This is a genomic window from Wolbachia endosymbiont (group A) of Epagoge grotiana, assembly GCF_947251775.1.
Classification (GTDB): Bacteria; Pseudomonadota; Alphaproteobacteria; order Rickettsiales; family Anaplasmataceae; genus Wolbachia; species Wolbachia pipientis.
On sequence record NZ_OX366387.1, the window covers coordinates 867,036 to 885,431 of the forward strand.

Genomic DNA, 18,396 nt, shown 5'->3' on the forward strand with positions numbered 1-18,396 from the left:
ATGCAGCAGCCAAATATTATCGAACCACTGAACTTTGAGGAGATCTTTTCCAGAATGAAGGAAGAGTTAGTAAATCGAGACACAAGTTTTACAGCATTAGTGGAAAGTGATCCAGCAATGAAGGTATTAGAAGTAGCAGCATGGCGAGAACTTTTACTCAGACAAAGGATAAACGAAGCAGTAAAGAGTAATTTACTGAAATTTGCAACGGGAGAAGATCTTGATAATTTGGCTGAGTTTTATGGAGTAGAGAGGCAGAAAGAAGAAGAGGACGAACGATTTAGAAAAAGAATTAAAGCAAAAATAAAGGGGTGGTCAACAGGAGGAAGCAAAGAACACTATCGATATCATACACTGTCAGCAGATAGTAGAGTAAAAGATGCATTAGTAGAATCACCCATACCAGGGAAAGTACAAATTTCAATCTTATCAACAAAATTATCCACAACTAGCATAGTGTCAGAAGAGCTACTAGAAATCGTAAAAAAGCAGGTTACTAGAGATGATATAAGGGTTTTAACAGATACAATAACAGTAGCTGGTTGCAATATTATGGAAATAGATATCCACAGCAGAATCAGCACGAATTATATAATATCAGAGGAAGAAATCAAGAAGCAGTTTATTGAGAAATTTGAATTAGCAAAAAGATTAGGGTGGAGTGTAACAAGATCTTGGATAATAGCGAATCTATTTGTAGATGGTGTAGAAAATGTGGAATTAATAGAGCCAAAAGAGGATGTTGTGGTGCTAGGTAACGAGTGTGCAAATTTGCGAAATTTAAAGATTGAGTAATGCTATTACCCCCAAACGCAACAAAGCAAGAGCAAGCACTGGTTGATGCAACAGATTATAAGGTTGATCCGAGCTGTATCAGAGGATTTAAGTTTAGTCTTAAAGAAGAAACATTGCCTTGGATAATAGAAGAATATGGTTTAGAAGAAATACTGCGCTGGGTAAAAGATAGAAGAAAAGCCATAGTAGAAGGAGTAAAATTTCAAAGACTGAGAGGAACACCTGCATCACTTAAAATAGCGCTCAAATGGGCAAATATAGAAGATATTACAATTATTGAGGAGCCACCTGGTAAACATTTTTTCGAGTTGCAAATAGGAATAAGAGATGTTCCAAATAACTTTTTTGTAGATGCAGTAGTAGAACTTGCAAAACTATCACTACCAGCAAGATCAAGGCTAATGAGGATTTTTAATGACCACTACAACGTTGACAGGTTTATATTAGATGAAAGTTTATTTGGCAGCTTATTATCAGACTATTCAGGTAGAAAAGTTGAAAAGGATGGACCAGTACTGTCATTTGGTAGAAAGAATACATTTGAGCTAAAAATCTTAAATCCAAGTTTTAAGTTTAGTACTTTTCGTGTTCATTATGAGCAGGCATTTAGTAATGACATATATCGGTTAGATGTGGCAGTACTTGGAGAAACAGAGCCTCACACAAAGGATTACAAAGGCATCTATGAAAGAAATCATCAGTGGTACAATTTAAAAGCACTATATCCATTACCACAGAGTTTATTACCAGAAATTAAGTTTGCTAAGGCACAAATAGTATTATCGGACAGTTGGAGGTTAGGAGAAATAAATTCGTGCTTTTCAGTTAGTAGTGTAGAGGAAAGAGGGGATAAATTTTTACTAGGGAGTAGCAAGCTATCTGAGCAACATTGGAATTTAAAACACAAGCCAATTTTAGAAAGATTCAGCATTATACATGATTACAAAGTAGAAAATTACACCGATCAGAAAATCATAAGATACGGTTTAGCAGAACACAACGTTTACTATAAAAATGATTTAGAGCAAAAAGACTCAATACACGAGTTAGAAAAGCACATTTTAGTATTTTACCCGGGAGTACTGAAGTGGCACGAACATCGACATTTGCACAGAAGTTGGAAAAATAGTCAAGCAATATGTATAATAAGTTAAATACTTATATTTAGATCCTTATATATTATATTAATATTAGGTTAAAATGTATGAAATAAAAAGAAAAAGACTTGCTTTCTTATGCTAAAAAGGACATGACTTGAATAGCAGCAGGTAAACATAAGAAATTTATCTAGCGCTAGAAAAGCTAATTTTGTGAGGTATGAAATGAGTTTTAGCAAGAGTAAGTTTTTTAAAGAAGTATCAAGTAACGGGTTTAAAAACATTAATAAAAGAAATGAAGAAGGAGAGACGATCTTGCATCAAGCAGTAGAAATCTCTGATTACAAAACAGTGAGATTATTAATAAAAAAAGGGGCAGAGGTAAATGCAAGAGATAAAAATGGTTATACGCCACTACACTGTGCAGTATTCGCAAAAAGTTTAGAAAATGTAAAAGTGCTGCTAAGGGAAGGAGCAGAAGTAAACGCCACTCAATATGTCACTGGATGTACGCCACTGCACTCTGCGTGCAAAATAGGAGGAGCAGGAGTTGAAATAATAAAAGAGCTAGTAAAGGCTGGAGCTGAAGTTAATCAACTGAATAAGTACGGCGCAACGCCAATGTATTACATCTGGGAAAGTGAAAAGTATCGTCTATGTGATAGCAAAGAGAGTGAAAAGGCGAGTAAATTTTTGAGAGAAAAAGGAGGAATAACAAAAAGTAGAGAACTGACGTGCTATGGAATAGAGGGGCTAGTGGGAGAAATAGCAGACATGTTGAATGGAAGCTACATGCCGGAGCTAAAAATAATAGAGATAGGAGAAATAAGGAAAAGAGACAAATCACTAATAAAGGAGGAATGTCAAAATTTAGCAAGCAAGATAATGAGCCAAGTAAATGAGATGATAGATGAGGTGGTGAAAAGGAAGGCTTAGGTTTAAAGAAAGGTAGGGGTAGATTATGATAAAGCTTGGTAAGAAAGAGAAATCTCTATTAGAGAACTCATTTAAAAATATTTATGCAAGAGACGAAAAAGGAAGAACAGCTCTACATTATGCAGTAGAGGTAAAAACAGTGGAGTTATTAGTCGAAAAAGGAGCGAATGTGAATGCTAAAGATGTAGAAGGATATACAGCACTGCACCTAGCGGTAACGGAAAAACGCCTAGAAACCGTGAGAGAGTTGATAAAGTCAGGAGCAAATGTAAATGCTGAAGAGTATGGCAATAAATGCACTCCATTGCACCTTGCATGTATGGTGGGGAAAGTGGAGATAGTAAAAGAGTTAGTGGAAGCAGGAGCAGAAATAGAGCAAGCAGATAAATTTGGAATGACAGCAATGGATTATGCGAAAAATAGTAAAGAGATAACCGAGGTATTAAAGAAAGAAACAGACAGAATTGAAAAGTTATTTGAACAGCAAAGTGGGAAATCTTCTATGAGAGGCTAAAAGCATGGAGAAAGAAATAGAAAAGAAGGTAATGAATTTAGAGAAAAAAGCGTTGGTAGAGTTGAGAAGAATATGGAAGAAGGTATATGGGGAAGAAGCGCCAAGGTACTCAAAGAAATATCTGATACCGAGACTAGCTTATAGAATACAGGAGGAATCGTATGGAGAAATGTCAAGAAAGGGGACAAAAAGACTAGAGTATCTGGCAGATCGGCTAGAGAAGGGAAAAAGAATAAGTAGCGATAAATTACCAGTAGAGGGGACAGAATTAATATTAGAGAGAGGTGAAGAGACGCATGCGGTAATGGTAACAGATAAGGGTTTAATCTACAGAGAAGAATTTTTCACATCATTATCAGCAGTAGCCGGGAAAATAATGGGAATGAGCTACAACGGACCTTTATTATTCGGTATGCGTGATAAAAATGAAAATTGAAGAGAATAAAATGCTAAAAGAAGTAAGGTGTGCGATATATACAAGAAAATCAAATGAAGACGGTCTAGAGCAGAAGTTTAACAGTCTTGATGCGCAGCGAGTAGCATGTGAAAAATACATAAAGAGCAGAGAAGGCTGGGTAATATTGGCCAAAAGGTACGATGATGGAGGATTTTCAGGGAAAAATTTAGAAAGACCAGCGATAAAGGAATTGTTTGAAGATGTAAAAAAAGGAGAGGTAGATTGTGTAGTAGTGTACACACTAGACAGACTATCAAGAGAAACAAAAGACAGCATCGAAGTAACATCATTTTTTAGAAGACATAGAGTAAATTTTGTAGCAGTAACGCAGATATTTGACAATAATACGCCAATGGGAAAATTTGTACAAACGGTATTGTCAGGAGCAGCACAACTAGAAAGAGAAATGATCGTAGAAAGGGTAAAAAATAAAATAGCAACATCAAAGGAGCAGGGATTGTGGATGGGGGGAACTTTGCCGCTTGGATATGATGTAAAAGATAAAGAATTAATAATAAATGAAAAAGAAGCGAAAATAGTAGGGCACATATTTGAAAGATATTTGGAGCTAAAATCAATGGCAGAATTGGCAAGGGAGTTAAATAGTCAAGGTTACCGTACGAAATCAGATATCTTTAAGAAAGCGACGGTGAGAAGAATAATAACAAATCCAATATATATGGGAAAAATAAGGCATTATGAGAAAGAGTATGAGGGAAAGCATGAAGCAATAATAAAAGAGGAAAAATGGCAAAAAGCGCAGGAATTGATAAAGAATCAACCATATAGAAAAGTAAAATATGAGGAAGCGCTGCTTAGGGGAATAATTAAGTGCAAGAGCTGTAGTGTAAACATGACGCTGACCTATGCAAAAAAGGAGAATAAAAGGTACCGATATTATGTATGCAACAATCACCTAAGGGGAAAAGATTGTGAATCAGAAAACCGAAATGTAATAGCAGGAGAAGTGGAAAAAGAAGTAATAAAGAGAGCGGAATGCTTATATGAGAATTGGGAAAAAGGGGCAAAAAAAGAAAAATGGGAAAATTTAAGTTTCAGAGAACAGAAAGAAGTAGTGAAAAAATTAATAAAGGGAGTAATGGTGAAAGAAGATGGAATAGAGGTGCATTCTGAGTCAGAGAAGACATTTATAGCAATGAATTTAAAGAAGAAAGGAAACAAATGCACAGCAGTAGAACCAGAAGGAAAAACAAACAATGCGCTACTGAAAGCAGTGGTGAGAGCCCATCTGTGGAAACGGCAACTAGACGAAGGAAAATATAGAAGTGTGAAAGAGCTGAGCGTTAAAATTAATATAGGTACAAGACGTATACAACAGATTTTAAGGTTAAATTATTTAGCACCAAAGATTAAGGAAGATATAATAAATGGGAGACAACCGAGAAGTTTAAAGCTAGCTGATTTAAGAGAAATACCGATGCTGTGGAGTGAGCAGGTGAAGAAATTTTATGGTCTTAATTATACCATTTAGTAACTAGATGAAGTTCCGGTAGTGTGTACGTTCGACAAGTAGTTCAAGAGATTATGTAAAAGATATTGACTTATAAAGTCATGACAATTAAGATATGCTTAGTCTATAGCTAGAGAGGTCATATGCCGAGTTTTTTTGATAAACCGTTTGCAGAACAAGTAGAAGAAATAATGAGAACGGGGGATCTAAAATTACTGCAGGCACTGATTGGTACAAGGGCACCAATTGGGTTATCATTATATTGTTCTAGCTTTTTTCTTACTAGAACAGTTATTGCACAAGCAAAGTATCAAGCATATAGTGCTCTACTTAACGTGCTAACTGAATATCAAAAAGCAGAAAAAGAGATTTTTGTAGACAACATAAAAAGGGATATAGAAAGACAAATAAGCGGTAATGAGGATAGATTACGCCAAAAAGCACTTTTGCCATCGTCAAGTAATAATTTAAAATCTCTAACTAATAATAGTTGCTCTGATTTAGAGAGTTATGTTCAGGAAACAGATGTATCAAGTTTGTGTACTTTTAACTTACAAAAAGTAATTGAAATTTATCATAACTATATTTCTCGTGAAGAGATAAAAAACTTAGAGAAAGTAATATTAAAAGGTAAAGAAATGGAAGATAGGTACTCGTATATAGAAAGTCAAAAAACAAACTTACAGTATAATAGCAAAAGAGAAAAAGCACGTAATACAGTAAAAGATAATGAACCTCTATTACTCAAAATAAAGGACAAGACCTTTTTTGATAGCTGGTATAAAAAATTATTGTACGAAGTTCTTTGTGAAGCAGAAATGAATAAGAAACATATACTACATGAAGAAATAGTAAAGAGCAGTTCTCCCTATATGAAAGATAAAATTAATAGTGCAAAAAGCAAGCTAGGTACTTCCTTTAATAAAGAAGCAGTTAGAAGAGTAATAAATAAATTAGTGAATGATTACATTAAGATTTTACCAACTAGTTTTGGAGTAAAAGAATCGTTATTGTCCTACATGAAATGTGTTGATATTGATGATTATAGAGGAAGAATGAATTATGAGGCAGTAAATCATAGGATTATTAGTAGAGCCAATGAGGTGATCTTAAGTGAGTCAATTGTACAAAATAGTTTGAGTGATGATGTAGAAAGGGGTTTACAGTACATAGTGGACAGAATGGATGTATCTCTTCTTACTGCAGTAGAGCAAGAGATGCTAAATGAAATAGCAGAAAGAGCAGCAAGTTATAGGGAAAGAGACAATAAGAAGAAAGATTTAGAGTTGCTATCTATATGCAATGGAGGAGAATTTGAAGATAAACTTTCTTTACCAACGGACTTGAGTTTTTCAGAGATTGAGCGTTTATATAAAGATATGCTCTCAATAGAGTTTAAAGAGCAAGGGGAATTTGAGTTACACAAGCTATGCGAGAGGTTACCATTGTTAGAATTGGAAGAAATAAAAGAAGCCTTTCCTGCTTCTATCACTGAAGATATTTTAAAGAGTATGGTAGAAAGCCTGAACAAGTATGTAGAGATAGTAAAGAAGGTAAAAAAGGACATAGTTGATAAAGTTTTTGGAAAGCAAGAAAATTTAGAGAAGTTATATAAATTGGAGCAAGAACTGGAGTTTAGTTTTATGCAAAGGCTTTTCCACCCTATTTATTATGGACAGTATAAAGAGATAAAAAGTTTTGTTGAATGTAAAAGCTTTATTCACGATAACATCAAAAGCGAGAAAGATGTAACATTCCGTGAAAGACTTGAAGAGCAACTAAGAAAACTAGATAAACCAAAGCGTGAAGAATTGGAAAGATTGTTATTATCCTCAATAGATAATGAATTTCAAGGATTGGTAAATCAGTTAATTTTTTGTAAAGATGAATTAGAAAAGAAAGCTAGAAAAGAATTTCGCTTGCCAAAATTGTTCCATCCTTCTTATTGGGAATCTTATATAGAAAGAGAGAATCATAGTCTTAAAATATGTGAGGAGGCTTTGAAGAAAAGTGTTGCTACAGGAGATGATGAGTTGTTCTATCAAGCAGTAGAAGATATCAAGAAAAACTCTAATTATATGTGGGTATTTCAGGTAAATAAAGCATTGTTTGACGGTGTATACAAAACTCAACATGATTCAAGAAAAAAGACGTTATCATTTAGAGAGCTAGCAGAAAAATTTATTGGGAATCGTAAAAAGCACATAGCTGATCAACAAGATGAGTATAAGATAAGAAAAGCAACTGCAGAACAGCGTCAAGTCAATGTGGAACTTGCTGGAAAAGACATAATTAATCAAGAAGAACTTCATGCTATGGCAGCAAGTAATGAAATACTAGGAAAAAAAGCAGAGGAAGCAGAAGCAAGAGCTGAAGAAGAAAGAAGAGCTAAAGAGGAAGAAAGAAGAGCTAGAGAAAAAGCAGAAGCAAAAACAAAAGCGATTGACCTACTATATGATGAGGCAGATGATCATGGCATATCAACGAAACGAATAAAACAAAACGAGGATGTACAAAAGTTTTTAAAATGCCAATATACTTTTCTGGTTTTAAACGAAGATTGCATAACAAAATTTAAGGGTCTCTGTAGAGAGTATAGGAACTTAAGGAGAGAAATAAAAGAACCTAACTTTGAAAGGTTATCAGAACTTGCAAATGAGTTTGATAGACTAAGCAGCAGTTTTGCTGAAAGAGAAAGAGAAGAGGAAGAATCAAGAGAGAATGTACCAGGATGTAATGACCAGAGTATTGATAGGTTAAAGCTCAGTATAGTAACGAGAGTAGTACAAGGAAGAGATGTAGCGGAGAGAGAGAAAAGAACAGTGGAAAAAGAAAAAACTGAGGTGGAGGAGATAGTAAAACGACTGCAAATGCAAGCACCAAATTCTGCATTCAGTAGTGTAAGTCATGAGCTAGTTGCAGGAACATCTCAGCAAATATGAGAGCAGAGGAATTTATTGACTTTTTAGAAAAGGAAAAGCTGAAGAGCATTATATATAAAAGGTTAAAGTGGAGGGAGAGTTACATACCGAAAAGCTCTGAAGAATTGAATGCTCTAATTTACGAGTTTGGCAGGCTGAAGATAATTTGGTGGATGCCAAGCGTAGCTGATTGTAGTAAAGGTAAAAGATTTGCTAAAGGGCAAGTAGTATTAGCTCTTTTTTTTATAGGACTATCATCGTGTTGTTTGTCTAAAGAATATAGATTAATGTCAGCTTTGTGTCTAGTGGCGTTATCTTGTTATGTAATATGCTCTTTTCTACTGTATGCAAGGTATATTACAGATTATGTTGATATTTATAAAGGAGAGATTATGCCTTTTTTTTCTTATACGGGAGTAGAAGAGTGTGTTGAAGGGGATTACATTGAATCAATAAAGGGAATAGTAAGCAGTGCAGAGTTTAGTATGCATGTGTGCTATTTATTAAACATGGAAGATGAAGGGTATGAAGACGACGATGGAATATATCATACAGGGTTTAACGACTATGTATCACAATTAAGAAGTAGTAATAGATTTAAGACTGAACTTGAAAAAAGTGTAATAGAGAAGTTTTTAAGTTATGTAGAGGTTAAAAGGAAAGATAGAAAAGGTTTTGAACAGGATATAAGAAGCCTGCGTTTTTGTGATGAAAGAAATGATGAGCAAGGTATTAAGAAAGCATACGAAAAGTTGTTTAGATGTACAAAAAAGTTGCTTTGGCATATAGAGCCTTATAAGTTGCAAGATGATAAGCCAATAGATGTGTTCTATAAAAGAGTAAAACACCTTAATGAGAACTTATCACTGGAGAAGTCTTTAGAGAGGGTGTGCATTTTATATGATAACCCTGATCAAATACTAAGGGAATTGAAGGGCTTATTAGTTATGTATCATCCAGATAAAAATATACATGAGGATGCAAGAAAAATATATGAAAAAGTTGAGTTGGTATATAAGGCAGTAAGCACGATATTAAAAGGCTATGAAAGGCATTTTGGTGACACTATATTCTGTAACTTTAAAATGTTTTTAGGGAAGAAATTGCAGGATATTGATGAGAATAGTGTATACGAAGAAATTGTTTCAACGTACAAAATTTTAAGAATGAAAGAGTACTCAAAAAAGAAAGATAATATTGCAAATATAAGAGATGAGATGCTAGAAAAATATAGGGTATTAATATACTGGGAAGATATAATTTTAGAGAAAAGGATAACTTATCCTAATCCAAAAAGATACAAAGGAACTCAAGAAAAAAAAACGGAATTGAAAGAAGAATACAAAGACCAGGAAAAGACGATAAGAGAACTTTCTAAACGAAAAAAGGAAATAATTGAAGAGTTAGAAAATTTGAGTAAGAAATTAGGGCTGGAAATTGAGGAGATGTCAGAGATATGTTCTACAATAAAAGAGAGGTGTAATAACGAAATAGAAAGACAAAGCCTTGTTTTTGCTGATAATGCTTTTAGTAAGTACTACCATACGCGTCAAGTTAAGGAAATAAAGGTATGAAAGAGATAGAATAATAAGGTATAAGTTCTCCCAGATATACTTTTAGTGAGAGAACCAATGAATAAAATAACTTGCTTATCAAAAAAGCTCAAAGAAATTTTTAATGAAAAAGCAGAGAAAATCTCAATTACAACAAGGTTTATAAAAAGAAAGAGAAAGCTAAAAGGTTCATCATTCGTAAAAGCCATGGTCTTGGGTAATATAGGAGTTGATAATTGTAGCGTAGAAACAATGTGTCAATTACTAAACGAGGACTCGATAGATATAACAAAACAAGGTTTGGATTTTAGATTTACTGAAGAAGCAGTGGAATTTATGAAAAGGATGTATAATGAATCTGTGATTCTCTTTAAAAATATCTTGCAAGTTGATTGCAAAATCTTACAGCAATTTAATAGTGTTAAATTATTGGACAGTAGCTATATTACTCTACCTAACAGTATGGAAGAGATGTATAAAGGTTATGGTACTAGCTACAGTGGCTATGAAAGCAATACTAAGTCTGGAATAAAGTTACAATTAGTTTTCGACTACATGAATCAGATAATAGACCAACTTAATTTAACGGAGGGGGTAAGATCAGACCAGGGATATAGGAAACATTTAAGTAATATATTAAGCAATGATTTGCTAATATCTGATCTCGGTTATTTTGTGCCAAGTTCTTTTAAACAAATCAATGAAATAGGAGCTTATTTCATAAGTCGTTATAAATCCGATACCAACATATATGATGTAGAAACAAATCAAAAAATGGAGTTATTAGAATGTTTAGAGGATAAGTTATTTTTAGAAAACGAGGTATTGTTAGGAAAAGAAGCAAAAATTAGAGTAAGAATTATATGTCAGAAACTAACTGAAGAACAGTCTATGGCCAGAAGAAGGAAAGCTAATAGATTAGCAAGATCGCAGGGATATACATCCTCTAAAAGAAATCAAAAATTGTTGAACTGGTCAATATTTATAACTAATGTTCCAGAAAATAAAATTAGTGCTGAGCAAGTATTAACGATTTACAGAGTAAGGTGGCAAATTGAGTTATTATTTAAATTGTATAAAAGCCATATCAGGCTTGATAAGCTAAAAGGAAAGCCATGCAGAGTATTATGTGAACTATATGCTAAATTGTGCGCAATTCTTATATTTCACGGCATAGTTGGTTGCACAGAAGTGAAAAAGAATACAGAACTTAGCTTAACAAAGGCATTTATTGAGCTAAAAAGGCGGGTTAGAGAGTTATTTTTAGTATTAACCAAAATTAATAGTTTAAAAGCATTTCTTAAAAAACTCACTATAACTTGGTCGCGATTTTCATTAAAAGACAAACGTAGAAGGGCTAGAGTATCCACTTTAACCTCTCTAAATTTGCTCACAATCTCTTAACTTGACGCGTATGGTAAGTACTACAGTCAGAAGAAAATAGATGGTTTTAAAGCAATGTTAGAAAAGCTAGATAAAGAACAAAAAGAAATGAAGGCTTTTTTAATAAGGTTGAAAGGCAAGAGCGTTTTAAATATGGTAAAAAATGTGGATGTTAAGGAGCTACTTAGCTCTAGTAAGAGTGGAATACAAAGTGCGTTAAACAACAGTTATAAAACAGTGAAGAAGAGGGGAATGATAGGTACATTAGAAAGTGGTTACGAAACAGTAAGGAACATATTCTCTTTAGAGACAGAGTACGACTATATAGGGTATTATTCTGATCTTCATGCAAAGTACTTGTTGGTGGAAGAAGAGGTAAAGGATTGTGAGGTGAAATCCGACGAGAACGGCAAGTTTATTTTTTATAGAAAAGTGTACGAAAGGCAAGAAGGCTTATGCTCTGATTGGCCAAGTGATGTAGTTAAAGTAGAAACGGTAGATTTTGATGCCAAGTTAAAGAATCTAAGATGGGAGAATGATCGGCTGAGTAAGGCATTTAAAACGCAGCAAGAACTGGAAAAGGAATACAAAGATAACTTATTAGTAACTAAGAATATGAAGAAGAAATCAGTAGAAACGAGAAAAAAAATTGAGCAGTTAAAGAATGAAAATGAAATATCAGAAAAAAGAGTAGAAGAAGCAGAAGCAAGAGCTGAAGAAGAAAGAAGAGCTAAAGAGGAAGAAAGAAGAGCTAGAGAAAAAGCAGAAGCAAAAACAAAAGCGATTGACCTACTATATGATGAGGCAGATGATCATGGCATATCAACGAAACGAATAAAACAAAACGAGGATGTACAAAAGTTTTTAAAATGCCAATATACTTTTCTGGTTTTAAACGAAGATTGCATAACAAAATTTAAGGGTCTCTGTAGAGAGTATAGGAACTTAAGGAGAGAAATAAAAGAACCTAACTTTGAAAGGTTATCAGAACTTGCAAATGAGTTTGATAGACTAAGCAGCAGTTTTGTTGAAAGGGAGAAGGAAGAGGAAGAGTCAAGGGAGAATGTACCAGAATGTAATGAACAGAATATTGATAGGTTAAAGCTCAGTATAGTAACGAGGGTAGTACAAGCAAGGGATGTAGCAGAGAGAGAAAAAAAGATGGTAGAAAAAGAAAAAACTGAGGTGGAGGAGATAGTAAAACGACTGCAAATGCAAGCACCAAATTCTACATTTAGTGGTGTAAGTCATGAGCTAGTTGCAGGACCTTCTTGGCGAATATAAGAGTTTTGGAGTTTCTATAGTGTGAAAGGTTTGAATTTGTAAATATTATTTTATATAGCCTTTCTACCATAGAGGGTGTCAAAAAATTACTTTTTATAAAAACACAAGTTTATTAGCGTCGCAAAAAAATTAGATATTTACTTTCCCCAAAACCGCAAAAAAGTACCTACCTTCGTGAGAACACGTTGCATAAAAATAGGGTTGTGAAAATAAAAGTTTAAAATTATTGCAATAAAGTTAGACAAGTTGGTTCGTATGTAGATTTAGCAAAAGTGAGCCAATATAGCTGATTTTAGCGTATGTTAAAATTATTATATTAAAAAGTTCGTATGTATCATTTGGTAGTCCAATCCATCCCAAAACAAACTCTTCTCACGACCCTTGGTTTTGAATGCTGGAAATGGTTGTGTTATTTGAGTTAGTGGTAATTAATGTTAAAGAGTGAAAATTAGTTTATTTGGAAATAAAAGGAAAATTCATTGCAATTCTATATTTAAAATAGAATAAAGCTCTTTTTGCATCATGTATTAATAAAAAAATATATTTTTTTTGCGTATCCTTTCGTTTTAATTAATATGAAGTGATATGACACCTAATGTAGAGTTTAAAGATAATCACGGCACATCAATATCAAATTTGGAAAATGTTAAAATTATAACCTTGAGTGATGAGAAAGGTAATAAGTATACTTTAGATGCAAGCAATGGTAGTCTGGAATTAAAATATAAACAAAATGGTCAAAATGAAATAAGCCATAAAGTAGAAGGTTTAGCGGCAGCTTTTAAAAGTCTACTTGATATGAAAAGTACTAACAATGATGAACATACAGTACTTGAAGAGAAGTTAGCAGAAAAGTCCATAGTGGAGGCGATATTTTATGCAAAAGATTTTGATAAGGGTGATAGAATCTCTAACTTGATACTAGATAGTACATTTCCTAGGCGAGATGTTCTGCCTGCTTACCTAAATAAAAAGGCTGATGTTGAAAATGTATATACTAAGGAAGAAGTAGATGAAGGATTAAATAAAAAGGTTGATGTTGAAAATGTATATACTAAGGAAGATACAGATAGAGGATTTATTTCTCGTGACAGTGACGGAATCAATAGATTAGCAAGTGAATTATTTTATAAACATGATCCCAATGCAACTTCAATTTTAGTTAATACATTAGGGAAGCTTCTTGATGAAAAATATGAAATATATGGTGATAATAAAACAGCAAAAGATTTTTTGGCAGAAAAGGGTAATTTTGCTAAAGCTGATGGCTCTAATATAAAAATTTTAGAATTCACGAAAAAAATACTTGATGCAACAGAGGATATAGGAGATGGGAAAAAGAAATCAATTTTAGTGGAGAAATTAGGCAGATTTCTTGATCAAACTGCTGATAACGAAAATGCTTATGATGGTAAGATAGCAAAAGCTTTTTTAGGAGACAAGGGGGTGCAGGGATCAAAAGGTGCAGATGGTCCTCAAGGTCCGGCAGGTAGAGATGGAAAAAGCCCATCAATTGAGGAAGTCGCTGTACAGCTACTTACTGATGAAAATAAAGATATATTGGGAAAAACAGTACTTGATATAACTGATAGCACTGGTCAAAATCTTGCTACTCATGTTGCTAATAAAATAAATCTTAATTCGCAGGATTTTATAAATAAAGCTGATCCAATAAAACTCGCTGAGTTGCTTTTTAATAAAAGTAACTTAGATCAACTTGCAGCCAAAAAGATTGCCGAAGATAAAGTTAGCTCGTATAAGATTTCTGAACTAGTATTTAACGATGCTAAGAATGCACTAGCAGAGAATTATCAGTGGGATCAAAAGAGCTTTATTGAAGATATAATAAAAAATGTCGGCACTTCTAGGTTAGCTGAGTTGTTATTTAATGCTGGCAGTATAGAGAAAGGTGAAGCAAAAAGAATTACTGAAGGGAAGGTTAGCCCTGAAAAATTAGCTGAATATTTGTTTAATGCAAGTGGCTTAGGCGATAATATAGATGAGTCGAAGACGTTAGTCAATAACGTAACTCAGCACCTTTTGAATACCAAGGTAGATGAAATAGGGAAAGCGGTTGTGAAGGATAATGAAAATAGAGAGATCTTAGCAGGTAGTCGTATTTTGCAGGAAGGAGTGGCAGAAAAATTAATTAGTAGCAACACAAATAAATTGGGACAAGCTATTCTGAATGTGAAAAACAAATTTGGTAATGACGCAAAACCTGTGCTGGAAACTCATCTTGCCAATAACAGCAGCTTTCAGGAAGCTGTGGCAGGAAATCAAGATTTAAGGACTGCAGTAACAGCTAATTTTGGGAGCAATAGAGATTTTTGCAATATTGTAACAAGAGATCTTAGTAGAGATGAAGAAAGTCTGTTAATTGATAGGCTGCCTTTTTATGAAATTCCAGATGATCCAAATGCTCCGCTTTCTTGGAATTAGTAATGTAATTTTTGCTAGACCAACCGATTCCAAGAAAAATTGTTCTCACGCTTGCTGGTTTTGGGTGCTGGAAATGGTTATATTGTTTAGGTTTTTAACAGTATATATTGCTAAATTAGTAGCAATATATTAAAGACTTTCATCAAAAATTATTCCATAAAAAATTTCTAAATAGGGGTTGATAAGTTTTAAAAATGGAGTATTGTACTGAGTAGGAAAATAGTTTTTTTTATATAGTTTATGAAAGATCAAACGAGCCTTACAACGGATTTTACGCATGCTATAGAAAATGACGACTTTAAACGGTTGGAGGAATATATTGATCAACATATTGATAAATATAATGTTAATCGTGAACTTTTAGATAAGTTGCCTTTGCTGTCCTGGGCTGCCTGTAAAAATAGTGTAAATGTAGCTCAACTTCTTCTTAGTATTGGTGCTGATATTGACATTAGATGTGACCAAAATTGGACACCTCTACACTATGCTGTTAGTGCAGGTCAATACGATATGGTTAGATTTCTTGTTGATCAAGGTGCCAGCATTTTAGCTAAGGATAATAATGTTAAGACACCTTTACGCATAGTAAATGAGCTTGGTAACACAGAAGTAGCAAACTTTTTGAGAGCAAAGCTAGATAAATATTTATTTTCTGCTATAGAAAGAAAAGATATTAGAAAGGTTAGTGATTTTCTTGATGGAGGTGCTAATATTGAGGCTAAAGGTATAAACAATCAAACGCCTTTGTGTGTAGCTTCTTGTAAGGGTAATTTGTATGTCCTTAAACTTCTTCTCAGTAGAAATGCTAAGGTTAACGTTCAAGATGATAGTAGAAAAACACCTTTACATTATGCTGCTAGGGAAGGTCATTCAGATGTAGCTGAACTTCTTCTTGGCCGTGGTACTATGATTAATGCTGAAGACTGTTTTGGTATGGCTCCTCTACACTATGCTGCTTACCACAATAGAAAAAATATGGTTAGCTTTCTTATAAAACAAGATGCCAAAATTGAGGCCGTGGATAAAGAAGCTAAAACACCTTTACATTATGCTGCTGGGAAAGGTCATTTAGATGTAGCTGAACTTCTTCTTGACCGTGGTGCTATAATTGATGCTGAAGACCGTTTTGGTATGACTCCTCTACACTATGCTGCTTGCTACAATAGAGAGGATGTGGTTAGCTTTCTTATAAGCCGAGATGCTAAAGTTGAGGCCATGGATGAAGAAGATAAAACACCTTTACATTATGCTGCTGGGGAAGGTCATTTAGATGCAGCTAAACTTCTTCTTGACCATGATTCTATAATTAATGCTAAAGACCGTTTGGGTATAGCTCCTCTACACTATGCTGCTTACTACAATAGAGAGGGTATGGTTAGCTTTCTTATAAGCCAAGGTGCTAAAGTTGAGGCCATGGATGAAAAAGCTAGAACACCTTTACATTATGCTGCTAGGGAAGGTCATTTAGATGTAGCTAAACTTCTTCTTGAATGTGATGCTATAATTGATGCTAAGGACTGTTATGATCGGGATCCTTTATATTATGCTGATTCGTATAAAAAATTAGATGTAGTTAGACTGCTTGAAGGTAGGAATGGTGTGAACACTTGTAACCCTCTTACTAATTTTTTAAGTGCATGTATCCATTCCCCTATTGCTCGTTACTTCGGAAGTGTTTGCGTAGAAGGAGCGCCAATTTTATACAGAAGGCAACGTGCCTCTGCAATTGATCACAATGCTTTGGAAGGTAGTTTACGACTCTTCAGTATCTGTAAAGGAGGAAGAGAAGGTATAGATAAAACACGTTTCAATAAAGAGATTAGTTATCTACATGAAAATGCTTATTTGTATGATGTTTTACTGTTACAAGATGAGGAAAATCAAAACACACTTTTGCATGTGGTTATTAAAGAAAATCAGGTTGATCTTGTAAAAGAACTTTTGTGTATTCTTAAGGAGCCATATCGTTCGAATAAGGTGTATGAGTGCAAGTATTTTGAAGGTAAGCAAGAAAATGAAAAGCCGCTTTCTAAAGTTATTAATTCTAAGGATAAAGACGGAAAAGATGCAATTACTCTGGCTATTGAAGGTAATGACCCAGAATGTATTTCGGCTCTTTTCAAGTATTTAACTTATGAAAATATTAACAGAAGGAAAGATGTTAAAAGCGATTACACACCTCTACATGAAGCTGTGCGTTCTAGAAGTAGTAACGCAATTAGTGCGCTTCTAAAATCAGAGCATGTAAACGTTGAGCTCATAGATGGAAGATCTTATAGAGCATGGAAATATGTTAATAATGAAGAAACAAAACAATTGTTTATTAGGTACTATAGTGATAAAATTGATGATTTGCGTAAAGAATTAGCACATTGCAATGAAAAATTAGCGCAAGTCGAGTATTTCCTGTGCAGAACAAAACTTGCTTTTGTATGCTCTGCAGCTTTTGGCTCTTGTCTTAATATGTATAAAAATTTTCATGATGCAAGAAGTGGAGGTATGCCAGGTGTTACCATTCATCCTCTCTTGTTGTTATTTTCTAGTGCTACAGGTCTAATAGTGTTGTGTAATCATTTTATCGATTTAACACTTTCAAAGTATAAAGAAGAAAGTGTTAGCTTGCAAAAAAAATTGGACAGTTTTAGAGAAGCAAGAGATAAGTTGGAAAATAAATTACTTCATTTTCAAGAAGGTACATCTCAGGGTATTAGGACGAATTCAATTTCTACGCAACTATCTGATTATGATGACGTACCTGGAACATTAGAATCACCTACCTCTATAAAGAGCTTTGAAAGCTCAGCAAAGGTATCCGTTTATAACCTGCCTAAGGAATTTAAGTAGCCTAATTTAGTAAGTACATAGAAGTAATCATATTAAAGAAGATATTGGTTTTTGAAGTAAGAGGAGAAAGCTCACAATCTTTGCTCATGTGTCTAAATTGGAGAACCAAGAGAAAGTTTGTTCCACAATAGAGATGTTCAAAAAAGTGTGTCAAATCAAAAAGAAAGTAATAAATTGATATAAAAAGGTGAAATAGAAAACCACTTATTGGCTGAAAGTGAAGAAAATAATAGAAAAAATGGGAGAAATGCAAAGGCTTTACGTACAAGTGCAGATTCATTTGAACTTTTAACACCAAGAGATAGAGAAGGAACCCCAAATAGTCAAAAAAAGGCAAATAAATTTACATCCAGGGCTTGAAACGAAGATTTTAAGCACATTTGCAAGACCAATCGATTTCCAAAAAAATCTTCTCATGCTAGCTGGTTTTTATTGCTGAAAGTGGTTGTATTATTTAGGTTCTTAGTAATATTTAATATTAAATTAATAGTAATTCATTAAAAATTTTCATCAAAAATTATTTCAAAAAAATTTTAAATTAGGGGTTGACAAGTTTTAAAAGTGGAGTACTATTCCTGAAATACATTAGATTACTAATTTTTTATGGTATGTAAGTGTGTGATGGCTAAGGTAATTTTACTTTTGTGAGCGGGCTATGTTATGTGAGGGCATTCCAGAATTCTTGTTTGAGGGAAGATG

The 18,396-nt window shown here is 33.8% G+C and carries 12 protein-coding genes and 1 pseudogene; all 13 read left to right on the forward strand.

What is annotated here, in order from left to right:
- On the forward strand, nucleotides 1-795 hold the full coding sequence (locus tag OPR50_RS04020; RefSeq protein ID WP_253309046.1) for a baseplate assembly protein: 795 nt from the start codon (nucleotides 1-3) through the stop codon (nucleotides 793-795).
- A complete protein-coding gene (locus tag OPR50_RS04025) occupies nucleotides 795-1,949 on the forward strand; it encodes a phage tail protein (protein ID WP_253309047.1) in 1,155 nt (384 codons plus the stop codon). The genes OPR50_RS04020 and OPR50_RS04025 overlap by 1 nt, the downstream gene beginning before the upstream one ends.
- Nucleotides 1,950-2,117: 168 nt before the next feature.
- Nucleotides 2,118-2,828 carry an ankyrin repeat domain-containing protein gene (locus OPR50_RS04030; RefSeq protein ID WP_265024299.1) on the forward strand — a complete coding sequence of 237 codons (711 nt, stop codon included), beginning with the start codon at nucleotides 2,118-2,120 and terminating at the stop codon, nucleotides 2,826-2,828.
- A 25-nt stretch (nucleotides 2,829-2,853) separates the two neighbouring features.
- Nucleotides 2,854-3,342 (forward strand): ankyrin repeat domain-containing protein, encoded by a 489-nt coding sequence (locus OPR50_RS04035; RefSeq protein ID WP_253309049.1) that lies wholly within the window; start codon nucleotides 2,854-2,856, stop codon nucleotides 3,340-3,342.
- A gap of 4 nt (nucleotides 3,343-3,346) precedes the next feature.
- Nucleotides 3,347-3,778 carry a DUF2924 domain-containing protein gene (locus OPR50_RS04040; protein ID WP_253309050.1) on the forward strand — a complete coding sequence of 144 codons (432 nt, stop codon included), beginning with the start codon at nucleotides 3,347-3,349 and terminating at the stop codon, nucleotides 3,776-3,778.
- A gap of 10 nt (nucleotides 3,779-3,788) precedes the next feature.
- Nucleotides 3,789-5,291, forward strand: a complete 1,503-nt coding sequence (locus OPR50_RS04045; RefSeq protein ID WP_265024324.1) for a recombinase family protein — start codon at nucleotides 3,789-3,791, stop codon at nucleotides 5,289-5,291.
- A gap of 122 nt (nucleotides 5,292-5,413) precedes the next feature.
- Nucleotides 5,414-8,212 (forward strand): hypothetical protein, encoded by a 2,799-nt coding sequence (locus OPR50_RS04050; RefSeq protein WP_265024300.1) that lies wholly within the window; start codon nucleotides 5,414-5,416, stop codon nucleotides 8,210-8,212.
- Complete coding sequence (locus tag OPR50_RS04055; protein WP_265024301.1) at nucleotides 8,209-9,765, forward strand: flagellar basal body-associated FliL family protein; 1,557 nt, start codon at nucleotides 8,209-8,211, stop codon at nucleotides 9,763-9,765. Before OPR50_RS04050 ends, OPR50_RS04055 begins: the two co-directional genes overlap by 4 nt.
- Before the next feature lie 57 nt (nucleotides 9,766-9,822).
- Complete coding sequence (locus tag OPR50_RS04060) at nucleotides 9,823-11,148, forward strand: IS4 family transposase (protein ID WP_265023871.1); 1,326 nt, start codon at nucleotides 9,823-9,825, stop codon at nucleotides 11,146-11,148.
- 54 nt (nucleotides 11,149-11,202) lie between these two features.
- Nucleotides 11,203-12,411, forward strand: coding sequence for a hypothetical protein (locus OPR50_RS04065; RefSeq protein WP_265024302.1), 1,209 nt, complete (start codon nucleotides 11,203-11,205; stop codon nucleotides 12,409-12,411).
- A 585-nt stretch (nucleotides 12,412-12,996) separates the two neighbouring features.
- On the forward strand, nucleotides 12,997-14,853 hold the full coding sequence (locus tag OPR50_RS04070; RefSeq protein WP_264718830.1) for a hypothetical protein: 1,857 nt from the start codon (nucleotides 12,997-12,999) through the stop codon (nucleotides 14,851-14,853).
- Nucleotides 14,854-15,093: 240 nt separating this feature from the next.
- Nucleotides 15,094-17,697, forward strand: a complete 2,604-nt coding sequence (locus OPR50_RS04075; protein ID WP_265024303.1) for an ankyrin repeat domain-containing protein — start codon at nucleotides 15,094-15,096, stop codon at nucleotides 17,695-17,697.
- A 183-nt stretch (nucleotides 17,698-17,880) separates the two neighbouring features.
- Nucleotides 17,881-18,100: pseudogene (locus OPR50_RS04080) on the forward strand (transposase); the annotation flags it as partial.
- Nucleotides 18,101-18,396: the final 296 nt, after the last annotated feature.